24 protein-coding genes and 1 riboswitch are annotated in these 24616 nt (G+C 53.5%); of the genes, 15 read left to right on the top strand and 9 right to left on the bottom strand.

From position 1 onward, the window contains the following. The first annotated feature begins 221 nt into the window (after positions 1–221). Positions 222–1727 (top strand): L,D-transpeptidase, encoded by a 1506-nt coding sequence (locus tag AC0LWM_RS00120; protein ID WP_474672865.1) that lies wholly within the window; start codon positions 222–224, stop codon positions 1725–1727. Positions 1728–1729: 2 nt separating this feature from the next. Here AC0LWM_RS00120 and AC0LWM_RS00115 read toward each other — a convergent pair whose 3' ends face one another. Then, positions 1730–1870, bottom strand: coding sequence for a hypothetical protein (locus tag AC0LWM_RS00115; protein ID WP_474672864.1), 141 nt, complete (start codon positions 1868–1870; stop codon positions 1730–1732). Between the two features lie 180 nt (positions 1871–2050). On the opposite strand from AC0LWM_RS00115, the gene AC0LWM_RS00110 reads away from it, so the two are divergent. Genes AC0LWM_RS00110 through AC0LWM_RS00100 form a run of 3 tightly spaced genes read left to right on the top strand, consistent with a single transcriptional unit; the run spans position 2051 to position 4386 of the window. After that, on the top strand, positions 2051–3154 hold the full coding sequence (locus AC0LWM_RS00110) for a quinone-dependent dihydroorotate dehydrogenase (protein WP_474672863.1): 1104 nt from the start codon (positions 2051–2053) through the stop codon (positions 3152–3154). An 18-nt stretch (positions 3155–3172) separates the two neighbouring features. Beyond that, on the top strand, positions 3173–3979 hold the full coding sequence (gene yjbM / locus AC0LWM_RS00105; protein WP_474672862.1) for a GTP diphosphokinase: 807 nt from the start codon (positions 3173–3175) through the stop codon (positions 3977–3979). Continuing rightward, the gene (locus AC0LWM_RS00100) at positions 3976–4386 is read left to right on the top strand and encodes a DUF309 domain-containing protein (RefSeq protein WP_474672861.1); all 411 of its coding nucleotides are present in this window, start codon (positions 3976–3978) and stop codon (positions 4384–4386) included. Before yjbM ends, AC0LWM_RS00100 begins: the two co-directional genes overlap by 4 nt. Positions 4387–4478: 92 nt before the next feature. Here the strand turns inward: AC0LWM_RS00100 and AC0LWM_RS00095 are convergent, their stop codons facing one another. After that, a complete protein-coding gene (locus AC0LWM_RS00095) occupies positions 4479–5471 on the bottom strand; it encodes a formylglycine-generating enzyme family protein (RefSeq protein ID WP_474672860.1) in 993 nt (330 codons plus the stop codon). A 151-nt stretch (positions 5472–5622) separates the two neighbouring features. Continuing rightward, complete coding sequence (locus AC0LWM_RS00090; protein WP_474672859.1) at positions 5623–7134, bottom strand: sulfatase family protein; 1512 nt, start codon at positions 7132–7134, stop codon at positions 5623–5625. Between the two features lie 203 nt (positions 7135–7337). Between AC0LWM_RS00090 and AC0LWM_RS00085 the strand changes: the two genes are divergently transcribed. The 4 genes from AC0LWM_RS00085 (at position 7338) to AC0LWM_RS00070 (ending at position 11423) form a co-directional block, all read left to right on the top strand. Then, positions 7338–8183, top strand: coding sequence for a helix-turn-helix transcriptional regulator (locus tag AC0LWM_RS00085; RefSeq protein WP_474672858.1), 846 nt, complete (start codon positions 7338–7340; stop codon positions 8181–8183). An 89-nt stretch (positions 8184–8272) separates the two neighbouring features. Further along, positions 8273–9847, top strand: coding sequence for an RsmF rRNA methyltransferase first C-terminal domain-containing protein (locus AC0LWM_RS00080; protein WP_474672857.1), 1575 nt, complete (start codon positions 8273–8275; stop codon positions 9845–9847). A 3-nt stretch (positions 9848–9850) separates the two neighbouring features. Continuing rightward, positions 9851–10597 carry a pseudouridine synthase gene (locus AC0LWM_RS00075; protein ID WP_474672856.1) on the top strand — a complete coding sequence of 249 codons (747 nt, stop codon included), beginning with the start codon at positions 9851–9853 and terminating at the stop codon, positions 10595–10597. A gap of 34 nt (positions 10598–10631) precedes the next feature. Beyond that, positions 10632–11423 (top strand): Cof-type HAD-IIB family hydrolase, encoded by a 792-nt coding sequence (locus AC0LWM_RS00070; protein ID WP_474672855.1) that lies wholly within the window; start codon positions 10632–10634, stop codon positions 11421–11423. 63 nt (positions 11424–11486) lie between these two features. On the opposite strand, the gene AC0LWM_RS00065 is transcribed toward AC0LWM_RS00070, so the two are convergent. Continuing rightward, on the bottom strand, positions 11487–11582 hold the full coding sequence (locus tag AC0LWM_RS00065; RefSeq protein ID WP_474672854.1) for a YjcZ family sporulation protein: 96 nt from the start codon (positions 11580–11582) through the stop codon (positions 11487–11489). 232 nt (positions 11583–11814) lie between these two features. Here AC0LWM_RS00065 and AC0LWM_RS00060 point away from each other — a divergent pair, with 232 nt between their 5' ends. Continuing rightward, positions 11815–12903, top strand: a complete 1089-nt coding sequence (locus AC0LWM_RS00060; RefSeq protein ID WP_474672853.1) for a hypothetical protein — start codon at positions 11815–11817, stop codon at positions 12901–12903. Positions 12904–13047: 144 nt separating this feature from the next. Here AC0LWM_RS00060 and AC0LWM_RS00055 read toward each other — a convergent pair whose 3' ends face one another. Genes AC0LWM_RS00055 through AC0LWM_RS00045 form a run of 3 tightly spaced genes read right to left on the bottom strand, consistent with a single transcriptional unit; the run spans position 13048 to position 16024 of the window. Beyond that, on the bottom strand, positions 13048–14397 hold the full coding sequence (locus AC0LWM_RS00055; protein ID WP_474672852.1) for an RsmB/NOP family class I SAM-dependent RNA methyltransferase: 1350 nt from the start codon (positions 14395–14397) through the stop codon (positions 13048–13050). Between the two features lie 41 nt (positions 14398–14438). Then, positions 14439–15155, bottom strand: a complete 717-nt coding sequence (locus AC0LWM_RS00050; protein WP_474672851.1) for a hypothetical protein — start codon at positions 15153–15155, stop codon at positions 14439–14441. Next, positions 15152–16024: an ABC transporter ATP-binding protein gene (locus tag AC0LWM_RS00045; RefSeq protein ID WP_474672850.1), complete on the bottom strand. Its 873-nt coding sequence runs from the start codon at positions 16022–16024 to the stop codon at positions 15152–15154. Before AC0LWM_RS00045 ends, AC0LWM_RS00050 begins: the two co-directional genes overlap by 4 nt. Positions 16025–16229: 205 nt before the next feature. On the opposite strand from AC0LWM_RS00045, the gene AC0LWM_RS00040 reads away from it, so the two are divergent. Together AC0LWM_RS00040 and AC0LWM_RS00035 are read left to right on the top strand one after the other, a co-directional pair. Further along, positions 16230–17207: a CapA family protein gene (locus AC0LWM_RS00040; protein ID WP_474672849.1), complete on the top strand. Its 978-nt coding sequence runs from the start codon at positions 16230–16232 to the stop codon at positions 17205–17207. Between the two features lie 66 nt (positions 17208–17273). Next, positions 17274–17428, top strand: a riboswitch (cyclic di-AMP (ydaO/yuaA leader). After that, positions 17429–18307, top strand: coding sequence for a C40 family peptidase (locus AC0LWM_RS00035; protein WP_474672848.1), 879 nt, complete (start codon positions 17429–17431; stop codon positions 18305–18307). A gap of 59 nt (positions 18308–18366) precedes the next feature. Here AC0LWM_RS00035 and AC0LWM_RS00030 read toward each other — a convergent pair whose 3' ends face one another. Further along, positions 18367–18756, bottom strand: coding sequence for a helix-turn-helix domain-containing protein (locus AC0LWM_RS00030; protein ID WP_474672847.1), 390 nt, complete (start codon positions 18754–18756; stop codon positions 18367–18369). A gap of 202 nt (positions 18757–18958) precedes the next feature. Between AC0LWM_RS00030 and AC0LWM_RS00025 the strand changes: the two genes are divergently transcribed. After that, complete coding sequence (locus AC0LWM_RS00025) at positions 18959–19162, top strand: helix-turn-helix domain-containing protein (protein ID WP_474672846.1); 204 nt, start codon at positions 18959–18961, stop codon at positions 19160–19162. An 11-nt stretch (positions 19163–19173) separates the two neighbouring features. On the opposite strand, the gene AC0LWM_RS00020 is transcribed toward AC0LWM_RS00025, so the two are convergent. Next, entirely contained in the window at positions 19174–20322 is a 1149-nt protein-coding gene (locus AC0LWM_RS00020) for a GGDEF domain-containing protein (protein WP_474672845.1), read from the bottom strand. Positions 20323–20505: 183 nt separating this feature from the next. Here AC0LWM_RS00020 and AC0LWM_RS00015 point away from each other — a divergent pair, with 183 nt between their 5' ends. From AC0LWM_RS00015 to AC0LWM_RS00005, 3 genes are all read left to right on the top strand, one after another. After that, complete coding sequence (locus AC0LWM_RS00015; protein ID WP_474672844.1) at positions 20506–21630, top strand: glycosyltransferase family 4 protein; 1125 nt, start codon at positions 20506–20508, stop codon at positions 21628–21630. Between the two features lie 38 nt (positions 21631–21668). Then, positions 21669–22982 carry a metallophosphoesterase family protein gene (locus AC0LWM_RS00010; RefSeq protein WP_474672843.1) on the top strand — a complete coding sequence of 438 codons (1314 nt, stop codon included), beginning with the start codon at positions 21669–21671 and terminating at the stop codon, positions 22980–22982. After that, positions 22979–24616, top strand: a 1638-nt coding sequence (locus AC0LWM_RS00005) for an AAA family ATPase (RefSeq protein WP_474672842.1), incomplete at its 3' end; no start/stop codon positions are given. The genes AC0LWM_RS00010 and AC0LWM_RS00005, both read left to right, overlap by 4 nt.

The raw sequence follows: 24616 nt of genomic DNA, 5'->3' as shown, positions 1-24616 counted from the left end.
TTTATCGTCCTTCGGGATCTTCGGTTTTTTTTAAGGTTTGGAATTTATAAGTTTTGGGGTCCCCGAGCAACGCTTCCGATGCAAGTTTGCTTCGCAAACGTTTAAGTACCTGAATCAGCTTCGCAGCCAGGCCCCACTTTGTGGGGTTATCGTAAACAACTCGCCGCGATATTCCGATATAAGAATCAGAACTTCGGTAAAATGGAATGCGGAGGGCGGATATGAAGCAAAAAACGATCGATGAACAGCTGCAGCAGTTTTTTAACCATAATCCGATCGACGATCCTTTATATTTAAAAAAATACGTAAGGGCTCATCCCGACAACAAAATGGCCTGGTACTTGTTAGGCAAGGAATACGCAACGCTCGGGAAGGAAGCGAAGGCGAATTATTGTTTCGGTCAAGCAGGCGAAGTGTTCGAAGCGTTCGAGAAAAAAAATTTCCCGGCGCTCGAGGAACTGCTGCAAGAACGCGGGCAAGCACGGCCGAAGCCGGACACGAAGCCATTCGTACTGCTGAAGCGTACGCTAATCGCCATGTTATTGTTTTTCGTCCTGTCTTCTCTGCAAGTGGATGCTCCCAAAGTACCTATCGTCGATGATGCTTTTGTATGGGGGAGCGGCGCAGAAACGGCCCCGGAACCACCTGAGCCGGCGATGCCCGAACAGCCGCAGCCGTTATCGACGTCGCCATCCTCCCGAATGAAGGCGGTATATTTGACGTTCGGCGCCGATCGCAACGAAAAAACAAAAACAGCGCTGCAGACGATGCTGCTGGACGGAAAAAACGTAAAAGCGGACTACTCGTATTTGCTGGAGCTGCAATCGGAAGGCTCATGGGGGCTGTGGACGAAGCCTGCGACGGCGATTGTATCGACGGAGCGCACGCAGAACGGCACGGGCCGGTTCGTTCGTTATTATTCGAAAGCGATGTGCGATTGCGAGACGGACGATCCGACAATTGCCATCAAGACGTTCGGACGGTGGAGCACGCTGCAGGAGCAAAGGCTGACCTTGCGAACGGCGATCGGCAATTATGCCAAGCTTAACGGAAATTGGCCGAAAACAATTCAGGATCTCACCGGAAATTATCCGGATAACGTCATTCCGGGGTTTACGGCATACATGAAGGTTGTTTTCCCGGAATTGCTAGGTGCGGTTCAAGCGGCAGCGAAACCTCAGCCGAATCTCGTTGCGGTACCGGTGAACCGGCCTGACGCCAAGCAACCGGCTGATCCGCAAAAGTCTGCTGAAGAAGCAGTGTTGACCGATCTGACGCAGCCTTACGAAATTATTGTAGACAAGCAAAATCATCGGCTGGCTCTGGTCAGCGGGCATATCATCATACGGAATTACGTCGTGGGTCTGGGAGGCAATAAAACGCCGGAAGGACAGTTCGTCATCAGCGAGAAGGTGCGGAACCCGAATGGCAGGTCGGATGGAGCATTCGGCAGCCGGGGGATGACCCTGTCGGATACGTTATACGCGATCCACGGCACCGATGAGCAGGACAGCATCGGGAAGGACGAATCGTTAGGCTGTATTCGGATGAGCAAATCGGATGTGGAGGAACTGTTCGACATGGCGTCGAAGGGGACAAAGGTGACGATCACGAGAGGCGTGCTGCCTGGAGACACGGTCGTATCGCCACCCGGCAAAAGTCCTTTCAAAATCAAGCCCGTCAAGGACGAGACGAACCCGAATAAAGTATACAAGTGGCTGGATTAAAATTAACCGTTACTTAATACGAGAAGAAGCGTCATGCCGATCACGAGGACCGCAAAGACGGCAACGATCCATACGATCGCTTTTTTGTTGACTTCTTCTTTCGGTTTTTGACGGTGTGAAGGCGGCATTCTTTTGGTGGACATCGGCGATCAACCTTTCTATCGGAAAATATCGAAATATAACTTTATTGTAACCGTTTTATTTCGAAATTGCTATAGAAACGCCCGGCCTCCGGCAAGCAAGTTGCCGCGAGGCACTTTTCTTTTGCGCGGGAAAAAGTTAAACTGTTCGTTAGAGTCTACAGAAGAACCGGAGTGTGGAACATGTTATACAAATCATTAGCAAAACCTGTTTTATTTCGAATGGACGCCGAAAAAGCGCATCACCTGACGATCGGAGGCATGCACGCAGCAGGCAAAATTCCAGGTCTTCTACCGATGCTTCGCGGCATGTACGGCGTGCAGGAGACGGCGGACTTGGCCGTGGACTTGTTCGGCATCCAATTCGGCAACCCTATTGGCCTCGCTGCAGGCTTAGACAAAAACGGGAAAGCCGTGCCCGGCTTCTCATCCATCGGCTTTGGCTTTCTTGAGGTTGGTACGGTAACGCCTAAGGGGCAGCCCGGCAACGAGCAGCCAAGATTGTTCCGCTTGCCGCCCGATCTCGCCTTGATTAACCGGATGGGCTTCAATAACGAAGGCGCGCACGCGATGGCCGAGCAGCTGAAGTCGCTTAAGGAGCGGCGGATTCCGGTTGCGGTCAATATCGGGAAAAATAAAGCGACGGCGAACGAAGACGCCGAGCAGGATTACCGGGAATGTATTCGCGTGCTTTATCCGTACGGCGATTTTTTTGTCGTCAATATCAGTTCGCCGAATACGCCGGGCTTGCGCAATTTGCAGCATGGCGAAGAGCTGCGGAGCTTGCTGGCCGCAGTGAAAGACGAAATGGCAATCCAACAAGCGAAAACGGGAGCAGGAGAGGTTAAGCCGGTGCTCGTGAAAATTGCTCCCGATTCAAGCGATATTGAATTGGAATATATGGTAGATACTATATATCAAAGCGGCGTTTCGGGCATTATCGCCACGAATACGACACTTAGCCGGGACGGGCTGACCCACGGCAATTCCAAGGAGACGGGCGGGCTTAGCGGAGTGCCGCTGCGCGAGCGTTCGACGGCCGTCATCCGGCAAATCTATAAGCAAACCGCGGGCAAATTGCCGATCATCGGCTCCGGCGGTATTTTCTCGGCGGATGACGCTTACGAAAAAATACGGGCCGGCGCGAGCTTGGTGGAAGTGTATTCGGGCTTGATTTATAAAGGTCCGGGATTAATCCGGGAAATTCATGAAGGGCTGAGGGAACGGTTAAGACGCGACGGATTTACTCATATTTCCGAAGCGGTCGGAGCGGATCATCGGCCTTAATAAGGAGGCATGAAACGTATGGACGGAAGAGATTGGAACAAATTTCTGTTTCCTTACGAACAAGCCGTAGAAGAGATGAAAGTGAAATTCAAGACGATGCGGACGGAATTGAAAGCGCGCGAGGAATATGCGCCGATCGAGTTCGTGACCGGCCGGGTCAAGCGAATTTCAAGCATAATTGAAAAAGCGAAGCGTCTGAACGTACCGATGGAGCAAATTCAGACCGGCATCGAGGATATCGCGGGCATCCGGATCATGTGCCAGTTCGTCGAAGACATTCATCGCGTGGCGGCGATGATTCGGGCACGCAAAGACTTAACGGTTTTATACGAGAAGGATTATATTACGAACTACAAGGAGAGCGGCTATCGCAGCTTTCATCTTATCGTGGAATATCCGGTACAGACGGCTCTTGGCTCCAAAAACGTGCTGGCCGAAATTCAAATCCGTACGCTCGCGATGAACTTCTGGGCGACGATCGAGCATTCGCTCAATTACAAATATAAGGAACGGCTGCCGGAGGACGTTCAGCAGCGGCTCAAAAAAGCGGCCGAGGCGGCGTTTCAGCTGGATAATGAAATGTCCAGCATTCGCAGCGACATCGTAGAGGCGCAAAAATCGTTCGAGGACAAATCGAATGTCGTGTCCAAAGTGCTTAGCGATATTCAGGAGCTGTATTTTTTCCATAAAGTAAGGGAAGCGGTGCAATTCCAGCTTCGCTTCAACGAAATATGGGAGAAGGAAAACGCGTGGGAGCTTAGCGAGCTGTCGCAGCAAATCCAGCAAGCGCTGCAGCGCGCCAAAAAAGCGAACGGCGGCGAATGAGCTACGACCGGTTGTATGTGCAGTTCGTCTATTATTTTAATATCGAGCGCGACTATTTCGAATGCCATGAAGTGTTGGAAGAACTGTGGCTCGAGGAAGGACGCAGCAAGCTTTATCAAGGGCTGCTGCAGGTCGCTGTAGGGTTGTATCATTTTCGGAACGGAAACGTGGCCGGGGCGATCAAGCTGATGAAGGCGGCAACGGCGAAGCTGGAGCAATATCCGTCCGATGCGCTGGGCATCGATTTGGAGCGGCTCCGGCGGGAGGTCGGCGCGTACGCGATGAAGCTGGAGCGATATAACGCCGCGCCGTTTGAGTTTTACGATCTAGATATCAGGATTCTCGATCCGGAATTAGAGTCGGCGGTTCAGGCGATGTTGCTTGCTGGCGATCATCAAACGGAATAGCCGCAATACCGTTCAACTAAAAGAAGCTTCCAGTCATTGTGTAGTTGCACAATGGTCTGGAAGCTTCTTTGTTTAGATGCTCTTCTTAGATCCTAAACGTCGGCTGCGCAGCGGAATCCCATGTTGCCGGAGGAGCTGTCAGGCGTATTGGAGCTGCGCGCCGCAACCCGATACCGGTTGCAGTACGATTTGTGGCACAAATACGAGCCGCCGCGGATCACTTTGGCTTGTCCGCCAAGCGGTCCTTGCGGGTTGATGCAGGAACCTTTAACGTGCTCGGTCGCGCTGAACCAGTCGGCACACCATTCCCATACATTGCCCGCGACGTTGTACAAGCCATAACCGTTCGGCTGAAAAGCATCCACCGGAGCGGTTCCGATATACCCGTCGCTGGCATTATTTTTGACCGGGAATTTTCCTTGCCATATGTTGCAGCGATGTTCGCCGTCCGGCTTCAGTTCGTCTCCCCACGGGTAACGCTTCTGCACCAGACCGCCTCGTGCCGCGTACTCCCATTCCGCCTCCGTCGGCAGACGTTTGCCGGCCCATCTGCAATAGGCGTTCGCATCATTCCAGGAGATGTGTATCGCCGGGTGGTCCATCCGGTCCTCAACGTCGGAATCCCGGCCTTCGGGATAACGCCAGCTGGCTCCTTCGACAACAAGCCACCATGGCGTTTCGCGCGGCACGGACGTGACGGCGGAACGGACCGAATCGGAAGCAAGCAAATGAAAGACGAACGACCAGCCGAATCGCTCGGCTTCGGTCACATAACCGGTCGCTTGCACGAACTCGGCGAACTTGGCGTTCGTTACCGCATAAGGATCCATGTAGAACGGCTTGAGTTCGACTTCGCGAACCGGACCTTCGCCGTCCGCCGGAAAACCCTCGCTGTCGTCCGTACCCATCAGGAATTTGCCGCCTTGAAGCAGAATCATTCCGTCGGCAGCTTTCGAAACGGGGTGCGAGTCAATCGTATCTTTGAACTCTTGTTCGATAGTGTGTATTGGTCCTGCTGCGGCCGGTTTGATCGCAATCGGTCTTGGAGCAGCGCAGCAAGGCGGTTTGGATTGATGTTCGGACATAACCTTCGGGCTTCGCCTTCCCTCCTTAATTCCTTTGCTCAGTGAACCCATCATACCATGCCGCTGCCGCGAACAAAATAGAATGCGGTGGTAAAACTTCGAGTCCGATCGATCGGTACCGCTAGGCAACGCAGAAACATTCAGCGGCGTATTAGGCTCCCCATACTCTCGGCATTGCCAGCGGTTCTTTGCCGAGCTCCGCCCAGGCGTATTTCAGCAGCAGCTCGGATTTGAGGTCGCGGCTGCCGGGATCGTCCCACAAGTTGTTCAGTTCGCCGGGGTCCTCCTGCAAATCGAAGATTTCGCCGTATGTTTGATTGTAGTAAACCGTAATTTTGTACCGGGCGTCAACATACGTTTTCTGATGGATGGTCGTTGGCTCATGCCGGAATTCGCAAATAACATGGTCTCTCGCTTGTGATCTTACGCCGCGCCACACGTCGCTTTGATCGACGCCGGTCATCGACAGCGGCGCTTTTTCGCCGATGAAGCTGAGGAAGGTAGGAGCCAGATCGACGAGCGATTGCATCGCATCGGTTACACGTCCAGCAGGCACCTGCTTCGGATAACGGACGATAAACGGCAGCTTGATCAAGTCTTCGTAATGGAAGCCGCCTTTAGCCTGCAGTCCGTGTTGTCCGAAGAAGTGTCCGTGGTCGGTCGAGAACACGACGATCGTATCCTCGGCTAAACCGAGCGCATCCAGCTTATCGAGAATTCGTCCGATATATTCGTCCATCATGCTGACCATCCCGTAGTAAGTGGCAACAAGCTGTTTGCGGTCTTGCTCGCTCAGGCCGATATGGGAGTGATAGCCGTGAATCGACATGCCCGATTCGCGCCATGCCGAAAAATCCGGGTTCTCCAGCTGCGTCATGCCGAAATGCGGCGGATTTTTATCGTGTTCGCCGGGCGTTACGCTTGGAATCGTCAATTTGTCCGGATCGTACATGCTATTCCAAGGCTCAGGAACCAAATATGGCGGATGCGGGTCGGGGAAGCTGGCCCATAGGAAAAACGATTCGTCGTTCTCCTTGTATTGTTCGAGCTTCGCGTTCGTTCGTTCCGCGATCCAAGTATTGTAGTGGTACTCTTCGGGAATCGGCCAACTATATTGGATGGACGGATCCATATTGCCGACGGGCGGGGTAAAATAATCTCGCCAGTTATCGCAGCCTTTCTCCTCCATCCATAAGGCATAATGCTGTCCGACCAAAAATTCGTTCGTATGGTTGCGGAGCAGCTCGATATGCTCGAAGCCGTAGAACGGTTCGTTAAACTGCTTCCAGAAATCCAGATCCTTCAAATACGGGTAAGACTCCAGGGAAGGGTATTGCTCGGTTCCTTGCAGCTGTTGAAAATGCGCTTTGCCGATCAACGCGGTCCGATAACCGGCAGCCTGAAAATCTTCACCAACCGTATGCTTGTCCTCAAGCAGCTTGGTGCCGAGCGTCCAAGCGCCGTGCTGACTCGGGTAGCTGCCGGTGATGATCGAAGCCCGCGTAGGCGTGCAGGTCGGGTTCGGGCAATATGCGCGCGTAAACGTCGTCCCTTCCCGTACGAGCCGATCGAGGTTCGGCGTCCGAAGCTCCTTGTTGAATGCGCCGATCGTATCCCAATGCTGCTGATCGCTTGTAATTAGCAGAATGTTTGGTTTTTTCACAAAAGCAACTCCTTTTTTAAATTTCGGTCCCCGCAAAGTATCTGAATCAGCTTCCAGGCAATGCACCACTTTGTGATGAATTGTGTTATGATGATCATAAAATAAAACGGACGGCAGCGAAATGTCACGATGTTCGATTCGTTGTCATTTTGTTCGTATTACGGTGAATTGCGTGTTTACTGGAAACGGAGGACGTTATCCGGATGATGAAGGAATACGATCAGGAGTTTGCGGAGAATTTGTTCCATACGCCAACCGATCGGGACAAGCTCGGCGGGATTTGGCCGCTTCGGATGGGGAGAAACGTAGCCAAACCAACCTATCGTTCGGGTCCGAAAATCATAGAATATTACAGCATTCATTTTATCGAAGAAGGTCGGGTGCAAGTGCATTACGGCGACCGTTCGGTCGTATTGGAACGGGGCGGCATGTTCGTCTTGTTCCCGCAGGTTACGTATACGTACGTCGCAGTCCCAGCGGACACGCCATTGCGCATGATGTGGCTCGCATTCGATGGCCGGCAGGCGGAATCGTTGCTGCAAGCTGCCGGCGTACGGCAAACGGAGCCTTACTTGAAGTCGCCGGATTCCGGCGCGTTCAACCTGAGATCAGAGCTTTTTCGGGATTTTCAGAGGCTTCCCCGCACGGATGCTTATTATCGGCTGATGTCCGTTCTTTATGAGATGATTTCGCTAATGGCGAAATCGGAAGGAAAATCTGCGGAACCGGCCAGAACCGCTTGGGTGAGCCTTAGCATCGATTTGATGGACACGCACTATACGGAAAACTTGTCGATCCAAGATATCGCCGATTATGTAGGCGTCAGCCGCTCGCATTTTACGACGATATTTACGAAACAAGTCGGCATGACACCGCATAGCTACTTGCAGCGGCTCAAGATGAACAAAGCGGCGGAGATGCTGCTCGGTACGGCTTATTCGGTGACGGAAATCGCGATGTCCATCGGTTATTCGGATTTGTACGCCTTCACGAGGGCGTTCGGCCATTATTACGGGAAATCGCCGACCCAATTCCGGGATCGGAAATGAGCATTCGATGGAATTATAATTTTCAACAAGACATACAACATGATATTCTGATAGTTAGGGAAAAAAATTGGCGCACAAGGAGAACATGAATGGGCAACCAGCTGCCGATTGCTTTTGTCGATCAAATGAAACGATTGTTAGGCGACGAATTCGATGCCTTTATGGCATCCTATGACGCCCCCCGGTATTATGGGCTGCGCGTCAATACATTGAAGGTGGAGGCCGAGCGTTTTGCGGCTGAATCGCCCTTCCGGCTTAAACCGATACATTGGGTCCGCGAAGGTTATTATTACGAGGAATCGGAACGGCCGGGCAAGCACCCTTATTACCATGCCGGCTTGTATTATATACAGGAGCCGAGCGCAATGTCGCCGGTGGAGCTGCTTGACGTTCAGCCGGGAGATTGGGTTCTTGACTTATGCGCGGCCCCTGGAGGCAAATCGACGCAAATCGCCGCCAAGCTCCGGCAGCAGGGACTTCTCGTCACGAACGACAACCACTCCGATCGGGTCAAGGCGCTTGCGAAGAACATCGAGCTTGCCGGCATCCGCAACGCCGTCATTTTGAACGAAGAGCCCCGCTCGATCGCGCAAGTATTCGTCCATGCGTTCGATAAAATATTGATCGACGCCCCATGCTCCGGAGAAGGCATGTTCCGCAAGGATGAAGATATGGCGCGCCAATGGGAGAGGCATACCGTCGAAAAATGCTCGATCATGCAGCGGGACATCCTGAAGCATGCTGCCAGGCTGCTTGCCCCGGGAGGCACGATCGTATATTCGACCTGTACGTTTTCGCCGGAGGAGAACGAAGCGATGATCGCCGAATTTCTGGACAGGCATCCGCAGTTCACGATCGTTCCGGTACCGTCCGGCCGTTGGTTTCGTCCGGGCCGCCCGGACTGGATCTCGGGCGAGGCTTGGCGCGGCCGGCATTTTTCGGCCTCCGCTGTCGAGGCGGTACGGGGGACAGGGCGGCTGTGGCCGCACCATGTCGAGGGCGAAGGCCACTTTATGGCAGTACTCCGGCATAATGGAGAACTCGCGAGCCCGGACGAGATGCCGGGCGAACAACCGAGGCCAATCGTCGCCTCTCGCGGCCAGACGATGGCCGCCGGTGCCGCGCCGGCAGCGGGCAGATCCGGCAACCGGACGGCCAAGGGAGGGGCTGCGCCGCAGGGACGCGGCGGCGGCAAGTCGCAGCCGTCATCGTCCGGCGACGAACTGGAGGCCTATGAACAATTCGCAGCCGAGCATCTATTGTTCGCCCCTCATGATTCAGGCAAGCTGATCGTTTACGGGCAGCAGCTGTATATCTCCCCGACGGACGTCCCTCCGCTGGACGGCTTGAAGGTTGTCCGGCCGGGCTGGCACCTCGGAACGCTCAAAAAAAATCGGTTCGAGCCTTCTCAGGCGCTTGCCATGGGCTTGCGCGGCGATGAAGTCCGGCGCAAGTTCAACTTGACGTCAGGCGATGCGGATGCGATTCGCTATTTGAAAGGCGAAACGGTCGCCTATGAGGCGGAGCGGGTGGAAAGGACAAGTGATGCCGTCAATGTGAAAGGATATGGACTTGTCTGTATCGACGGTTTTCCGGTTGGATGGGGAAAATGGCTCGACGGCATGATCAAAAACGAATATCCAGCTGGATGGAGGTGGACTTGATCAATGAAAACAACGGAAAGACTGGATAAAATATTAAGCAAAATGGGTTTCGGATCGCGCAGCGAGATTAAAAAAATCGTCAAACAAGGGCGCGTATCCGTTAACGGCAAAACCGTCGCCGACAGCGGCGTGCAGGTAAAGCCGTATGAGGACCATCTCGAGCTGGACGGCGAACGGGTCGTTTACCGCGAATTCGTTTATTTGATGATGAACAAGCCGCAAGGCGTCATTTCGGCTACCGAGGATTTGCGCGACCGCACCGTGATCGACCTGCTGTCGCGTGAGTATCGGATCTACAATCCCTTTCCGGTCGGCAGGCTGGATAAAGACACGGAGGGACTGCTGCTGCTGACAAACGACGGCAAGCTGGCGCATAATCTGCTGTCGCCGCGCAAGCATGTGCCCAAAATGTATTTTGCCGAAGTTGCCGGGATGGTGGATGCAAGCGACGCCGCTGCTTTCGAAGCAGGCGTAACGCTGGATGACGGTTATGTAACGATGCCGGCGAAGCTGAACATTTTGTCGGTACAAGGTGAAGGCGGCCAGGCAGTATCCAAAATCGAGCTGACGATTATGGAGGGCAAATTCCATCAGGTGAAGCGGATGTTCGAATCGGTCGGCAAGAAGGTGACTTTCCTGAAACGGATGACGATGGGGACTCTGCTGCTGGATGAGTATTTGTCCCCGGGGCAATACCGGGAGTTAACCGAAACCGAGCTTTCGGAGCTTCAGCAGCACGGTCAGCTTTAACCGTATATCAAACGAAGGCGGAGTGGAGACAGAGATGAAGTACAAACTGATAGCGCTGGATGTCGACGGAACGCTAATTAACGATCATCATGAACTAACCGAGTCAACGAAGGAAACCGTTCAAGCCGTGGCGAAGCGCGGAGCGGAAATCGTGCTGTGCACCGGGCGAAACCCAAGCAGCACGCTGCCCATCCTTGCAATGCTCGGCTTGGAAGGAACGGTGATCACGCATAACGGGGCGGCGACCATCGAATCGGCCGGCCGGCGGCTGCTTCATCATTTCCCGTTTACGGTTGAAGAAGCGATGCCGCTGATCCGCTATTGCCGGGAGAACAAAATCCATTTTGACCTGAATACGCCGTTCGATATGTACCTGGAACGAATCTCGGACACTGAAAAAGCGATGTACGAGCAGTATTTGGCCGAGCCGATTTTATTGAGCTCGGTAACGGACTTGCGCGAGCCTCTTGTGAAAATGACGGCCTTCGGCACCAAGGAAACGATGGATCGCGTCGAACAAGACTGGCGGGAGCTTCACCTTCCGCTGAACCGAATCCGCAGCGGCGATTATTTTATCGATGTCATGCACCCCCTCGCGTCGAAGGGAAGCGCCTTGAAGCTTCTGGCAGGCAGCCGGGGCATCGACCGCAGCGAAGTGCTCGCGATCGGCAACTATTATAACGATCTCGCTATGTTGGAATTTGCAGGACTCGGCATCGCGATGGCGAATTCGCCGGAACCGGTGAAGCAAGCTGCAGACGATACGACGGCGACGAACAACGAGGACGGCGTACATCATGCGCTTCAGAAATATTGCTTGTCCTAAAAGAAAAGGACTAAGGAAAAAGCATCGACTTCGCGTCGATGCTTTTTTGGCTGGGATGCATGATTAAATAAAGCAACCTCTCAATACAATCACCAGCAGGATGAACAGTACAAGAATAACACCTACCGATGTGAAAGCTCCACCTACACAACCAGACATTCCAATTCCTCCTTCGGTAATGAATTCCGAAAGCGATGTAATCGCCTATTTTTGAACCGTCCTTCGTGGTTGCTATTCTTGCTTTCGGTATAGTGTATAGTATGAAGCAAGGCGAAGATGGATTGGACATTTACCCCATTTTTAAAGAATTAGGCATATTCAGGGGGATAGTTCTAAATCGTTGGGACACGATAAGGATGGAACTGAAATATGGTTGCGAAGGAGTGCCCAGATGGCCAATATTGTACTGAGACCGGATCTGAAAACAGCTGGCGGAGAAGTGCTCGACATCGTCGTAAACGATCGGCATGCGGGCACCGTTACGCTCGTATACCGGGAATGGGACAGAGTTACGGGTTCGATTCAATTGGAAAAAATGTCACTGTCGGCGCATGAGAAGGAACTTGCGATCGAGCATCTTCAGAACTACGTGCAGTCGGTTGTCGCGGCGTTAAATGCCGAGCAATGCGATATCTTCGTTACTTACAGCGACTACGAACGTGTCATTGTAACTTCGAATAACGTAGGTACGATCGATGAAATTATGGAAGACCCCATTTTGGAAACCCCAGGATTCCTTTTCAATGAGGATGAGGATGTTATATATCCGGAGCGGGAGGAAATCCAATTCAACGATGTGGATCCTAACGATTACGACGTGCTGGAGAACGAAGCGGACGCCTATTTCGAACTCGTGCTGGTTGGCGAAGCTGATGAACGGCTCCATTACCATATTTACGACGAGCGTCAGCTCTTATGGTGCGAAGCGTTTATGGACCTGCACGGGTCTTACGTCGTTGGGCATATAAACTGGAGATTGCATCCAACGGAAGATGAAATCGAGCAGATCACCGATTTGCTCGTATCGGATTTTGACGAGAATGAAATCGACTCCTTTACGATTGAAAACGAGTTCGAAGGCGAAATTATCGAAACGATCGAATTGGATCATGAAGATATTTTGGATCTGCTCGAAGAAGAACGGGTGGGTCTGCAGGATCAAGACTCTTATGATAGCCGGCATAACGAATATTCCGTCATCCTTGCCCGCGACGATGGGGATACGTTGACCTATGAAATCTACAAACAAGCTTACGGCGGATTGCCGATCGGCACGGCGACAATCGATATCGGCAGCAGGCAGATGACGGGGTTTATCGATTTCCGCGACCCGGGCACGGACGACGATCGGGATTGGATCGCATCACTGCTCATGCGAGAGCTGGACAAAGAGCGTGATTACGAAAGCTTTAACCTATCGGTCATGTATAAAAATGAACTGATCGACGAGATGCTGTTTGAAGTCGAACGGATCCACTGAGTAGCCCCACAAAGTGGAGTATATCTCCGAAGCAGATTCAGGTACTTTGCGAAGGGCCCAAAATGTAAAGAAACGGTATCCCATCTTCGGACGAAGAGGCGATACCGTTTCTTTGTTTTCCGGATCGTAAGGGTGCATGGCCGGTTATCCGAACGTACGAAGTCCTTTCGGATAATGATTTTTCAATTGGCCGAGGCTTGCTTTGCCCCAGCCGATCGGGAATTGTCCTGCGCAAACGACGACCCAGCCCTTAAGCGATTCCGGGCAGGACAACGTTTCGCCCTGCAAATAGGCATGAAGCTCCGGTGAGCCGGGGGCATACGATACGGTTTGCAGTGCATTGTCCTGACGAAGCGCCAGAGCTAAAGCATGGGCGGGCTCGCTGCGTCCCTTCTTGACGGCGGCCAAATGCAGGCCGGGACGCAGCGTTCGCAGGCCGTCCAGATCGGCAGCGCCGAGCGAGCCGTCATCGGCATGAGGCAGCCAGTACAGTTGTTCGCCGAATAGAACGGGTTCGCCCGGAGGGAGAGCAAAGTTGTTCAAATACTGCTCGGCGAAAGCTTGGAACAAAGCGAGTTCATTCGTTTTTTTCGGTTTGTCTCGACCTATTTTCCGATTTGAACGAGTGGATTCCCAAGCATTCACGTCGTTGTTTCTCAAGACGGCGACAAAATGGCCTTCCCCGCGCTCCCGATGCGGCCATATCCGTTCCGTCCGCAAGAGAGAAAATGAAGGGTGATTTTCCAGAAACGCTTGAATTGTCCGTTCATTCTCCTCTTCATTGAAGGTGCAAGTGGAATAGGCTAACGTGCCGTTCGGTTTAAGCATCAGCGCAGCCTGATTCAAAATATCGGTTTGACGGGCGGCGCACATCGTTACATGGGCCGGCGACCATTCCGCTATGGCATCCGGGTCTTTGCGGAACATGCCTTCCCCCGAGCAAGGGGCATCCAGCATGATCCGATCGAAAAATTGCGGGAACTTCTTCGCCAGGGCATCGGGCGTTGCGCTCGTCACGATACAATTGGGCACGCCGATCCGTTCGATATTTTCGGATAAAATTTTGGCCCGAGCCGGATGAATTTCATTGGCGATCAACAGGCCGCGGCCTTGCAGCTTGGCGGCGATTTGCGTCGATTTGCCGCCGGGCGCTCCGGCCAAATCCAGAACGACTTCGCCCGGCTGCGGGTCAAGCAGCTCGGCAGCCGACATGGCGGAAGGCTCTTGGATGTAATATAAGCCCGCGGCATGATACGGGTGCTTGCCGGGTCTGGCCGCCTCGTCGTAATAGAAACCGGTCGGACACCAGGACACCGGGGTTAAGTCAAAAAGCTGTTTCAGCTCTTCGGTTGCCTGGTCGCTTTCGGATATTTTGAGCGAATTGATCCGCAATCCATACGTCCTCGGTTCGCGGTAGCTCTGCAAAAATTGTTCGGCTTCTTCATGAAGCTGATTTTTGATTCGTTCAACATAAGGTTCGGGCAATAAGATCATGTACAGGCTCCTTCGTGTTGCGGGAATTCATTTTTGAACAATTAAAACAATTTGTCTTTCATCCGTTTCACATAATAGGCACATACGATCGTGGCGTATATGAAAGGGCTAGTCATGATGAGGGCAAACGTACTGCCGGTCAGCTCGGTGTCGCTGTTTAGCGCATGCATCAAGCTGCCGACAGGCGGGATGAGCAATCCTGCCGCCTGGAACGCTTCCGGCAGCCAAGCATCCGTAATGCCTTTTTGCGCCAACGATACAATCAAGATCAAGAACAACAAACTGACGGCCGTGCTGGTTTTTGCGATAAGCCGCGGATGAAGCAGCAGGGCGAGGGCGATGCCGAGCAGTCCGAGGCCGGCATGGCTTGACAGCGCCACGAACAGATCGCCAGCCCTGACCGGCCGGTCGAACATTTGGAATACGATCGGATACACGATCGCATAGAGCGCAAGCGGGAACGATACGAGCCACAAAAATAATATTTTGCTTATAAAATAGAAGATTGGATTTTGCACATGCAAATACGTCACTTGTTCCTGCGTTTCGTCTTCGTTACGTACATAGCCGAACCCGAGCCAAGCCGCTACCACGAACAATAAGGCGGAACTTATCGCATAAGAACTTAATACCGGATTCGGCTTATACGTATACAATATAGGAACGATGACGACATAGAACAGATACGATGCGAAATAACGGTAGGAACGAACGTAATCGACGGCCAATAGCGGAATGATGCGCCATAGCTTCATCATGATGCCGATTCCTCGCTTTGCTTGCTCATATATATGATTGAGCCTTTCATCTGCAGAATGGCTGCAATCGTCGCATCGCTATAATCCGCTAGGACATGCATGATCGCCAAGCCGTCAAGGTATTCCCAACTCCGCATATGCGGCATCGATTTTAAGGCGATCTCGGCGGCTTGGTCCGGCAGTTTGGCGTGTATGACGGCATACGGTTCGAAAATCGAACGATGCTGTGCCATATGGATTATCGGCCGGTCTGCTTCATGCAGCTTGCCTTGGCTTAAGGTCAGCCGCCTCGTGGCGATCGCCTCCGCTAGCTCAGGTTCATGGCAAGTGAAGATCATCGCGATGCCTTGAAGCTTCAACTCGCGCAGAAGCTCGATGAATTCACCTTGAGCGGCGATATCCAGACCCGACAACGGCTCGTCCAATATGAGCAGATCGGGTTTAAGCAATATGGACTGCATGATACCCACCTTCTGGAGCATGCCTTTGGAAAAGTCGCGAATCCACGTCCGGCCGGTCCCTTCCAGGCGAAATAACCGCAAAAGCTCGCCAATCCGTTCATCCAGCGCATGCTGCTGCATGCCCTGGATCCGGCCCAATCGGTACAAATATTCCGCAGGGGTAAATCTCATTTTCGGAAATCGATCGGGGACATACCGGATGATGGCGGAAGCGTCGAAGACACGTCGCGACCCTCGGGACGCTGCGGTTAATCCTGCGACGATGCGGAGCAGCGTGCTTTTCCCGGAGCCGTTAGCGCCAAGCAGCGCGATCGTATCATGGCGAAGCAACGTGAGTGAAATATCGTCGAGCACGATTGTGCCTTGATACGATTTGCTAATTCCCGTTAATGAAACGATTTCCTTCATAGCGTCCGCCTTTCTTCTCATCTCCAATGTGGCTTATTATACCATACTGAGGTTTGCAGCAAAAAATCGTATGATATGTTCGGCCAGTGCAGATGCTATATAAAGTTTTTACGAAAGGGGGCTCTCGTTCATTATTGGGATCCGAATCGGCATACTGATTGGAGTGTTATTCAGCGGGTGGTACCAGGTACAGTCTGATGCCGCCATGGCTGCAAGCAATGATCGCCCTGTTCGCATCGTCTTTGCCGGAGACGCCATGATGGACGGCTCCGTTAAAGAAGCTATTCGCAAGAATGGGCCGCAATTTCCGTTCACTCAAGTAAGGAGCGAAGTGCAGCAGGCGGATTTTGCCTTTATGAATCTCGAAACCTCGGTGACGAATCGCACCCGCAAGGATACGAATCAAATATACAACTACAGCGCGGATCCGATCGCGCTGCAAGGCGTAAAGGATGCCGGCTTCGACCTGGTATCGATCGCGAACAATCATACGATGGACTTTCTGCAGCAAGGGTTCTCCGATACGCTCGCACATCTGGACCATTATGGTTTGCCGTATGTAGGCGGAGGGCATAACGAAGCGGAAGCTTATGCGGGAAAAACATTTGCGATCGGCGGATATCAGGTTAAATTTATGGCTGTCTCCCGCTTTCTGCCGACAGGGGAGTGGTTTGCGGGGCCTAATCGGGCAGGCATTGCCAATGCTTACGAGCAGCATAAAGTCATCCAAGCCGTTCGCAGGGAACGGGAAGGCTGCGATTATTTGTTATTGTACATTCATTGGGGCGTTGCCGGACATCATCGGCCGGAGACATGGCAGCGGCAATTCGCCAAGGAGATCATTGATGCAGGCGCGGATGCCGTCATCGGCAGCCATCCGCATGCGCTGCAGGGCTTCGAATATTATCGCGGCAAACCGATTGCATATTCCATCGGCAACTTTTTGTTCCCGAATTATGTTCGGAAGGCGAAGGCCGAGACAGGTTTGCTATCATTAGTCCTGGATCGCGGCAGCATCGGAATCCAGTTTTCGCCATATGAAATCCGTGACAATCAAGTGGTCAAGCTTGGGAAAACCGCGGTGGACAACCGACTTCGCCACCTTCAGACGATATCGTACGGGGTAGAGCGGGATGGCAACCGGTTTATGCCCAAAGGCTTAAACGATAGACCTGCCAAATGATTGTAAGCAATTGTCACATCATTAGGCGTTGATCGAGAAGGAATATAGTGCTAAAATATCGAAGTGTCAAAAAAATTGCCGAATCCATGAGCAGCACAAGTTCTGGTACGGGGGACTTCTTTATTGGGGTGAATGTTTGCCGTTTATGTTCAAGCGGCAGGCTAGGGAATACCTCTTCCCGAATCCGTCAACTAACCTCGGAGGCACCAAGGAGGAACAAATTGAATACTTTTTCCAAAGCAGTTGTTTTGTCGTGCGCAATTTTTGCAGGCGGCTTGTTTGCCACATCCGAATCGTACGCAGCGGAGCCGATTTACGGCGTCAAGGTACAGGTCAACGATTCGCTCATGAATACGTCCGACACCGAGGCGTATATCGACAGCAGCGAAAAATTGCAGGTGCCTTTCCGAATTACGGCGGAGAGTCTCGGTTATACGATTCAATGGGAAGCGGACGACAGCGGCGCAAAACGAGTGATCATGAAGAAGGACGACCAATCCGTCATCATGAAAACGGGCGATAACTATGCCCTTGTGAACGACAGCAAAGTGACGTTCGACTACCGCATCGACCTAACGCAAAAAGTAGTGTACATTCCGGTTCGCTTCTTCTCGCAGATCGGCGGCGTGGACATCAAGTGGAACGAAAACAGCGAACTCGCGATGATTTCTACCGACGGCGGGGAACATAAGCCGTTATGGACGGAAGCGGACAAGAAGAAGCTGGTGCAGAAGGCGGAAGTAAGCAAGCAGCAGCAGTTGCTACAATTGGCAAGCAATTACTTGGGAACACGTTACGTATGGGGCGGAACGAGCCCGAACGGCTTCGATTGCTCCGGTTTTGTGCAATTCGTTTATCAGAAGCATGGTATCAGCCTGCCAAGAACATCGAGACAAATGTACGCGGAGCTGAGCCAATCCGTATCCGAATTGAAACAAGGCGATCTTGTATTTTTCGCCGCGGGCAGCACCATTTCACATGTCGGCATCTTTGTCGGCAACAATCAATTTATATCGGCAACGGACGACGGAGTAGCGATCAAAAGCTTGTCCGGCGGTTATTGGGGCCCCAAATACATAGGTGCGAAGCGTGTTTTGTAAACGTAAGCAAGATCAAACAAAACCTCTCGAAACCGGTTATGCCGGGAACGAGAGGTTTTTTAATAGCCCTTCTTATTATCTTCGCTTTGCTGTTTTTTCCAGAATAACGCGGTGAGCATGTGGCCGATCCATTCCTTGTCCTCATCCGTCAAAACGATCCCGTCCAGCATCATATTGTTATTCATAATAAACCGGCGCAAATTAATCGGTTCGGACGATGAAGGGGCAGAAGGTCGATCCTCCAGGTAACCTGCGGCTTTCATCAGTTCGGTATAGGAAACATTCAATCCGTCGGATAGCTTCTGAATAATGTCGGGTGACGGAATGCCTCGATTGCCGTTTTCGAGCTGCGAAATATAAGCGGCGGAAACGCCGGAACGGTGAGCGACCTCGCGTATCGTGAAACCCTTTTGTTTGCGGATGTCTTTCAATTGGTTATAAAAGTACATGGACATCCCTCCGTATGCCAGAGTATACAAAAGTAAACATTCGTAAACATCCTCATCATACCACGATGTCATGCACGAAACAATGCCGCCATAGAACCGAATGCCAGCATTCTCTCGTCGATTGCAAATGCGAACAAAAATGATTGCAAAAGCAAACAAAGTGGGTTATAATGGGAACAGCATGGGAACAGGGGCGGTGTAGATGAAAATTTACGTAAACGACGAGTTTGTCAAAACCCGATTGATCCGAGGAATGACGCAGCGGGAGCTGGCCGAACGAACGGGGCTTAGCCGGGGGTATATCAGCTTGCTGGAGCGTGCCGCGAAGTCAGTGGGGCCGGCCGCCGCGAAACGGTTGTGTCATGCGCTGGAAGCCGACCTCGAACAAATATTTGTTCTTCGTTAATGCAAATGCTGTTAGCCTGCATGTTCTTTCTTCTTCCTTGCGGAATACCCGGTTACTTTGTTCTTGCCGGTTGTCTTGGACTCGTACATTGCGGCGTCCGCTTGCTTGATCAATTCCTCGGCAGTTAACCCTGCCTTGTACGTGCTGTATCCGACGCTGATCGTGACGATCGATTCGGATTCAACGCGACTGCGTATCGATTCCGCTACTTTAGCCGCATCGGCCTTCGGATCAGTCAGAAGCGCCACCAGCTCCTCCCCGCCGTAACGGCCGGGAATGCCGATGCCCTCCGTTTCCTCCGCGATGATAGCCGCGACCTGCTTTAGAACACCGTCGGCTTTGTGATGGCCCTGCGTATCGTTCAGCTTCTTGAAATTGTCGATATCGCAGAAGATGACCGAAGTTTTGCCCTGCTGCGAAATGTGATGTGCCGTCCGATTATAGAAGAATCGCCGATTGTACAGGCTTGTCAGCCCGTCCGTTATGGAAGACCGGTAAACGGCCTGCATGAGCTCCACAACGCGGTCGAACAAAATAAGAAACATGAACGTATAGTACAGTATCGGCAAAACATGCTCGGCAACGGACAACGCCTGGTTATCGGCGTGGTACATTTGCATATTGGCAACGTACGCACCGTGCGCCGCAGTATAGAGAACCAAGGCGGTACGGTATTTGCCGTGCTGTCCGATAAACGGCGTAACGATCATGTAAGCGATGCCGATCAGAACGAAAAGATATAAGCTCTGGCCGATGCCGCTATAGCTTGTTTCGGTTCGAATCGCGTCGATATAATGCGCGGCGCCGATAATAAGCGCTACGAACATGAATAAAACGAAATATGAGGTGGCGCGCCTTTTTGTCGGGTTATACAGCTGGTAGATCGCCATATTCATCATAATGAAGGATACGCTCTTGATGAATTGGCTGATCTCGCCGATCAACAGGCCGGCGGGCTCGCTCCCGATCGCCATGTAGATGTTGAGTCCGTGCTGTGCGATAATAAGCATGAGGGCGATAATCAATGACAAATAAGCCTTCTTGCGCCGGTTGAAATAAAGCCTGAGCGACATCATCAGCATGAGCAGCAAAATGACGATGATGCAGGAAGACGCAAACATTTGCCCATGCGATCCTGCCAGCAGTTGCGCAATGTTCATAGGTTAATCTCCTGATGAATACGGGATGTTGTACATATTCGGAAAATTTTGCAGAAACATATGTTCTAGTGTATCATAAAACCTACGGCGCGAAAAGAAGCGAAGCTAGTGCTTCCGTATGAACTTTTTGCAGTTGCCTCCGGAAATTTCAGACTTTTAATCCTTCGAGGAGGACCGATTCCTTTGAACATTTTACAGGCGTTATTTTTTCCGCCCGAGCAGCCGGGCGGCGTTTCCTCCATGGTTCCCTATATTCAAGAAAGGTTCCTGAAGCTGGGCTGGGACATGGAGCTGTTCTCCCTGCCCAAACGCGTGCGCGGCAAAGGAACCGAAGAAGTACAATTCTCAACGTTCGACTGGCGGCCGTTCGCCGGAAATGCGACGGTCGACAAATATATACAGACCTACCGCGACTATGTATGGTGGACGAAGCTCCGGCTCAAGAAGAGCTACGATCTCATTCATGCGCACCATCCCATTGCCGCTCTGGCGATCAAGGAAGTATTTCCGGATACGCCGGTATTGATTACGATTCACTCCAGCTACGAGCGCGAATTGATACTGAATAACAAAATCGCGCCTGGCGGACCGGAGCATCGTTTTTTATCCGCGATTTACGGCGAAATCGAAGCCAAGGTCGACCGGATCGTTACGGTCTCTAACTCGTTCAAGGATTATTTGTCCCAGCATCTGCGGGCTCCAGGCGAAGTCACGGTCATACCGAACGGTTACGACGAAAAGCGGTTTCGGCCGATCCCGCACGACAATGAAGTGGCCCAGTTGATTACAGTGTGCCGGCTTGTCCCTGCGAAAGGTCTTGACGTTCTGATCAAAGCGTGCGCGGAGCTGAAACGCCGCGGCGTTCCATATGTGCTGCACATTATCGGCGACGGGCCGATCCGGGAAGAGCTGGAGAAGCTGGCAAGCGACCTGAATGTGTACGAGGACACGATTTTTTACGGATACATGCTGCACCCCGAAGAATTCATGCCGTTCTTCGATATTTTCGTTTTGCCTTCCCGCGCGGAGGCGTTCGGCTCGGTGTTCGCGGAAGCGGCGTTATGCCTGCTCGCGCTCGTCGGAACGAACGTAGGCGGCGTCTCCGAGCAAATCGAAAACGGCATCAACGGCCTGCTTGTGCCGCCGGAGGACGAACATGCCCTGTGCGATGCGCTGGAGCAGCTGATCGCCGACCCGGCTTACCGCTATCATTTGGCGCGCGCCGCCTCCGACAAAGCGAAGAAAGCCTATTCGCTCAATCGGGTGATTCAACAATTGAAAAAAATTTACATCGAATACCGGGAATAAACGATGCCACGGCGTTCAGGTGAAAGAGGGGAGCACGCTTGAACCGTTTTCGTTTTTTACATACCGCGGACCTGCATTTGGACAGCCCGTTCCGCGGAATGGCCCACGTGCCGCCCACGATTCGTGATTGTATCCGCGAGTCGACCTTCGCCGCTTTCGGGAACGTGATCGAGCTCGCGATACGGGAGCAGGTCGATTTTGTTCTCGTCAGCGGCGACGTGTACGATCTCGCGGACCGTTCGCTGCGCGCGCAGCTTCGGTTTCAGCGCGGGATGGAGCGGCTTGCCGCAAACGGCATACAGGCCTTCGTCGTATGCGGAAACCATGATCCCGAAAGCGGGACGCGGGCGCATCTCGATTGGCCAGCGGCGGTGCATTTTTTCGGTTCCGCGGAAGCCGAGGAGCGTATCGTCCGCCGCAAGGACGGAACGCCGCTCGCGCGCGTTTACGGGATTTCATACCCGACCGCGGCGGTGACGAACAACTTGGCGAAGCGCATCCTGGATAAGGCGGGAGTAGCGGACGGATCGTTGTACCGGATCGGGCTGCTGCATGCGAACGCAACCGGCGATCCGAACCATGACAACTATGCGCCATGCACGAAGCAGGAGCTTGCGGTCGGCCCGATCGATTATTGGGCGCTCGGGCATATTCATACGCGCGTGATCGTGCATGACGGGCCGTGGATCGTATATCCCGGCAATACGCAAGGCCGAAGCGTTCGCGAGACCGGGGCTAAAGGCTGCTACGTCGTCGATGTGTACGAATCGGGCCGGACGGAGCTGACTTTCCATGCGACCGACGATATTCGCTGGTTTCATGAAGAAATGCCGATCGAAGATTTGGTTAGCGAACAAGCGTTGAAGAATGCCCTTGAGGATAGGCTGGAGCTTGTCAAAGAATCGGCGGAGGGTCGACCTGTGGTCGTCCGATTGACGTTAACGGGACGCGGCGAACTCCACGAGCGTTTGCGACAGCCTGCGTTCCTGCACGAGCTCGCTTCGACACACCGCGATGATCAGGCGGCGCTGCGTGAAACGGACGGCAAAGCTCCGTTCGTGTGGCTGGAATCCATCGAGGCCAAGACCGGTTATCCGATCGAGATGGACGAGCTGCTGGAACAGGACAGCTTCATCGGCGAGCTGCTGCGCGTGGCGCGGCGAACGGCGGCGCCGGACGAGCCCGCGCGTCTTCGCAGCTTGGTCGAAACCGCGATGGAGGGATTGCTGCAGCAGCCGAAAACGAACAAATTCGTGCCGGTTCCAGAGTCGGAGGAATATCGCGAATGGCTGAACGAAGCGGCCGAAATCGCGGTTGGCCTGCTGCTCGGCGGAGGCGGTGACGAACGATGAACATTCGCAAGCTGCATATCGGCGGTTTTGGCGCGCTGCGCGACCAGGAGCAAGAGCTCCGCGCGCCGGTGACGCTGTTCTATGGCCGGAATGAGGCCGGCAAAAGCACAACGATGGCTTTCATCCGGACGATGCTGTTCGGGTTCCCGACACGGGCGAACGTAACGGAGCGGTACGAGCCCGTCCGCGGCGGCGTGCACGGCGGATACATCCATATTGAGGATCAGGACGGAGCTTTGTATCGGATCGAAAGGTACGACAGGAACGACGGTGCTTCGAGTAGGAAAACCGGCGGCGATGTTCGCGTTACCCGGTTGGACGATGAGTCGATCGTACGAGGCGGCGGCGCCGTCGATCGCTCGTCTGCCGCTATAGGCGGCCGCGAACTTCTGGAGCATCTTCTGGGAGGCGTTTCCCCGGAGCTGTACCGCCAATTGTTCGCGATCGGCTTAAGCGAGCTGCAAGGGATCCGCACGCTGCAGACGGAGCAGATCAGCGGTTATTTGTACAGCGCCGGTATCGGTGGGGGCGCTCCCATCGCCGATGCGGAGAAGAAGCTTGCGGCAGAGCTCGATCAGCTGTTCAAGCCGCGCGGCAAAAACCAGGATATCAACCAAACGCTGCGGCTGATCGAAGAAACCGAAGCCGACATCCGGCGCAGCAAGGAGAAGCTTGGACGTTTCAATGAGCAGAGCGGGTCGCTTGCCGAGGTTGAACAATCGATCGCCGAGGCCAGGAACCGTCTTGAGGCGCTGCGGGAAGCTGCCGTCTTGTTCGGCAAGGCGGTGGCTGTCCGGGAGCATTGGGTACAGCGGCTTGAGCTGATAAGCGAGCTGGAACAGCTGCCTGTGTTCGCGAGCTTTCCCGAAGACGGAGCGGCGAGGCAGGATGCGATGCTGCAGGAAGAAGAACTTGCCGAACTGCAATTGCAACGGTTGGAAGATGCGCTGCGCAAGGCCGAGGCGGAGATTGAAGCGATCATCGTAGATGAAGCGCTGCTTGCCGCCGAACCGGCGGCAGCCGCCTTGATTGAGCGATTGGAGCTGTACCAAGCGGGTCAAGCCGCATGCCGCGATTTGCTGCATGAGCAGGACATGCTTGGGAATCGTCTCGCGCACACGCTTCGGCAAATTAACCAGGAATGGGACGATGCGGCGCTGCGCCGTTTCTCGGCGACGGTAGCCGATCGGGAGCTGACGCGAAGCTTTCGGGACCGGCTTGCCGCGGCGGAGCGGAAAGTAGAACTGGTGCAGGGCGAGTGCGACCGGCGGGCGTTGCAGGCAGCGGCGGCGGAACAGCTGTATCGTGAAGCGGAAGGTGCGCTGCGGAATCAGGAAGCGAGCAGAAGGGCGCAGTTCGCGGAGCTGATCCCGGACACGAAGGCGCAGCTTGAGCAGCTCTGGTCCGCGCTGCGCAGCGAGGTTGAGGCATGGCGGCGGGAGCGGGATGCGGCCGAATTCGAACAGCGGCGCCGGGCCGATGTCAGGCAAGCGGAGGAAGCGGGGCGGAAGCAGGCGGACGGCTTACTGCGCAAGGTCGTTTGGCTGAGCGCGGCGGCGGCGGTAGCCGTGCCGCTTGCGCTTGCGGCGACGGGCCAAGCGGTGCCGGCCGCCGTCAGCTTCGCGCTGCTGCTC

The sequence above is a fragment of the Paenibacillus sp. sgz302148 genome (genome assembly GCF_056120465.1).
Note: the sequence above shows the minus strand (reverse complement) of the source record. Positions and strands in the feature narration are given on the sequence as shown.